We start from the raw sequence: 3,227 nt of genomic DNA on the forward strand, positions 1-3,227 counted from the left end.
GAAAACTCATTGGCACTAATAATAACAATAAATTTATAATTATTTTTCTTGTATTTAACATTGTTTCCTTTCTATAATCTTAAAAAATTAAATCTCATATTTTTAAATATCTCTAAATATCTTTTGTTTTTTGATATTAAAAAATACTCCATTTTCTAAATATTCAAAAAATACTTTTGAGCTATTTAAAATTTCTAATTTTTCAGTGTTTATTTTTGTATTTTTGTGTATTTTGCTAATAGCATTTAATATTTCTTCATATTTTGAATCAACTTTAATCACCTCTTTGCTTCCAAGACGACCATTTTGTCTAGTCCCAACAAGTATAGATGGTATGTTAAGTTGCAAAGCTTCTTTTAAAATACAACTTGAATTTCCTATTATAAATTCTGCATTTTTTAATAAAGTTATAAAATATTCAAATCTTAAAGATGGAAATACTTTAAAATGCTCTAAATGCTTTAATTTTTCATAACTTTGCAAAATAAATTCAAATCCTAAATCATTATTTGGGTATATTATGATGTAGTTTTTATTGCTTTTTATTAAAGCATTTACAAAATTTTCACTTTGAATTTTTATGCTGTCAAATTCTGTTGTAACAGGGTGAAATATCGCTATTGCATAATTTTTAAATTTTATATCATAATACTCTCTTGCTTCGTCTATGGAAACTAGATTATTTGTTAAAATTTCTAAATCAGGAGAGCCTATTATAAATATAGAATTTTCATCTTCTCCAAGTTGCATAAGTCTTTTCTTAGCCACTTCATCATTAACAAGATGAATATGAGCTAGTTTAGTTATAGCGTGTCTTATACTATCATCAATAGTCCCTGAAAGCTCTCCGCCTTCTATATGAGCTACTAGTATATTATTTAAACTCCCAACTATAGCACCTGCTAAAGGCTCGATCCTATCTCCATGCACTATAATTAAATCAGGTTTGATTTCGTGTATAAATTTAGAAAATCCGTCTATAGTGCTTGATAAAGCTTTGTCCATTTGATAGTATTTATCGTGATTTATAAATTTAAAAATATTTTTAAAACCGCATTTTTCTATTTCTATGTAAGTAGATCCAAAATTCTTACTCATATGCATACCAGTTGCAAAAACAAATAATTCAAAATCTTTTGATTTTTCTACTTTTAGCATTAAAGATTTTATTTTAGAAAAATCTGCTCTTGTGCCCGTGATAAAAACGACTTTTTTCACTTATAATCCTCAAAATTTAATTGTGTATCATTAGCTATATCTTTTAAAGCGACTTTACCTAAAATATTTTCAAATTCACTAGCAGGGATACCTCCAAGTCCAGGTCTTTTCACCCAAATATTTTCCATAGTTAAAATTTCACCTTTTTTGATCTTTTTAATACTCACTACACTAGCAAATGCAAAATCAATAGTTACTTGCTCTTCTTTTAATGCTTCTTTTAAGTTGTTTCCTCTTAAAAGTGCCATTTCTTTACTTTGTGTGATAAGTTCTTTTAAGGCAAATTCGTCCATAGAACACACTATATCAGGTCCTTGTCGATCCATAGTATCGCTAAAATGTCTTTCTAAAACACTAGCACCAAGAGCTACTGCCCCTAAACAAGCAAGATTATTTGTAGTATGATCACTCAATCCCACAAGACAATTAAATTCCTTTTCAAGCTCGCACATAGCTTTTAATCTCACCAAATGCGTTGGCGTAGGATATAAATTTGTAGTATGAAGCAAAACAAAAGGGATATCAAAATCTTTTAAAATCTTAATAGTAGGTCTTATAGTTTTTATATTATTCATACCTGTGCTTATTATCATAGGTTTTTTAAATTGTGCTATATGCTTTATCAAAGGATAGTTATTGCATTCTCCTGAGCCTATCTTAAAAGCACTTACCCCCATATCCTCTAAGCGATTTGCCGCTGCTCTACTAAAAGGCGTGCTAAGATATACTAAGCCTTGCTTTTGAGTGTATTCTTTTAAAGCTAGCTCATCTTTAAAATTCAAAGCGCATTGTTTCATAATTTCATATATGCTTATATTTGCATTGCCTGGTATGACTTTTTTTGCTTCTTTGCTCATTTCATCTTCTACGATATGAGTTTGATGTTTTATGATTTTTGCCCCTGCTCTTTTTGCACTATCTACCATAAGCTTAGCTATTTCTAAACTGCCATTATGATTAATGCCAATTTCAGGCACAACTAAAGGATTTTCTTTTGATATCTTTAAATGTTCAATTTTCATCGTTTATCTTTCAAATAATGCTTTATATCACTTGGTAATCTAAATAAATCTTTTAAAAGTCTAAACCAAAGATTGTTTTTTACTATAGGTGTTGGAATTTTTTTAAATTTCTTATAAGTATTATTTTTTGGCAATAAAATATCATTAATGCAATCTTTAGGCTTATCATTTAACACAAAATCATTTTCTTTTACAATAGGAGCTAAATTTATATATCTACTAATTTCACTATCTTCATTTAAAGAATAAAAATTAACATCATATGTTTTACTTAAAAACTCTAAAGTTCTTAAATCAAATACTTTATTATGTATATTTGTTTTTGTTTCATTCTTAAATTCAGGAATTAATTTTAAAATATTGTTAGTTTGATGATTAAATAAATATGGTTGATTTTCATTAGAATAAAAGTCAATCCCTGATATATAAATATTTTTATAACCCATAGCAACAGCAACTGCACACATATAAATTCCAGATGTGATTCTTTGTTCATTGTATATTTCATTGAATTTAACGAAGGAATGAAAATCTTTTATTTTTTTGATTAAATCAAATCCTAAAATAGCATCAGGGAAATAACTATAAAAATTTCTAATAAAATCCTTGCCATCTAAGTTATCTAAATTAAACGATGAACATACTATATTTTTTATCTCATATTCATTTTTATCTATAAGATTTTTTATAGTGTAATATTGTTCAAAAAATACATAAGAATTAGCAAAAGCAAAATCAACTTTTTTACCTAAATAATATTTATCCTCAAAATAAAATTGATTACATCTAAAGACATCATAATCTTTTGGCAATCTTTCATAATCAATATTTTTTATACTTGGACCATTTCCTGCTACTACTGCGACTTTCATCCCCCCCCCGTATTTAAAATTTTGTTATTATTATAATAATAAAACATTTATAAGGATATTAATGTCTCAAATTTCAATCATACTTCCTACTTATAATGTAGAAAAATACATAGCA

General features: G+C 26.7%; 3 protein-coding genes. All 3 read right to left on the bottom strand.

Annotated elements, in window-relative coordinates:
• Positions 1 to 102: 102 nt before the first annotated feature.
• The 3 genes from neuC to QZ429_RS07525 are packed head-to-tail and all read right to left on the bottom strand — an operon-like array spanning position 103 to position 3,112.
• Complete coding sequence (neuC, locus tag QZ429_RS07515; protein WP_291953364.1) at positions 103 to 1,218, bottom strand: UDP-N-acetylglucosamine 2-epimerase; 1,116 nt, start codon at positions 1,216 to 1,218, stop codon at positions 103 to 105.
• Positions 1,215 to 2,240, bottom strand: a complete 1,026-nt coding sequence (locus tag QZ429_RS07520; RefSeq protein ID WP_291953366.1) for an N-acetylneuraminate synthase family protein — start codon at positions 2,238 to 2,240, stop codon at positions 1,215 to 1,217. The genes neuC and QZ429_RS07520 overlap by 4 nt, the downstream gene beginning before the upstream one ends.
• Positions 2,237 to 3,112: an alpha-2,3-sialyltransferase gene (locus QZ429_RS07525; protein WP_291953368.1), complete on the bottom strand. Its 876-nt coding sequence runs from the start codon at positions 3,110 to 3,112 to the stop codon at positions 2,237 to 2,239. Before QZ429_RS07525 ends, QZ429_RS07520 begins: the two co-directional genes overlap by 4 nt.
• Positions 3,113 to 3,227 lie beyond the last annotated feature (115 nt).

Origin of the sequence: Campylobacter sp. (genome assembly GCF_020024835.1) — a bacterium.
GTDB lineage: Bacteria > Campylobacterota > Campylobacteria > Campylobacterales > Campylobacteraceae > Campylobacter_D.

Excerpts from the sequence above, each read along its gene's own strand:
- QZ429_RS07520 (WP_291953366.1), bottom strand. The coding sequence starts at position 2,240 with ATGAAAATTGAACATTTAAAGATATCAAAAGAAAATCCTTTAGTTGTG.
- QZ429_RS07525 (WP_291953368.1), bottom strand. The coding sequence starts at position 3,112 with ATGAAAGTCGCAGTAGTAGCAGGAAATGGTCCAAGTATAAAAAATATT.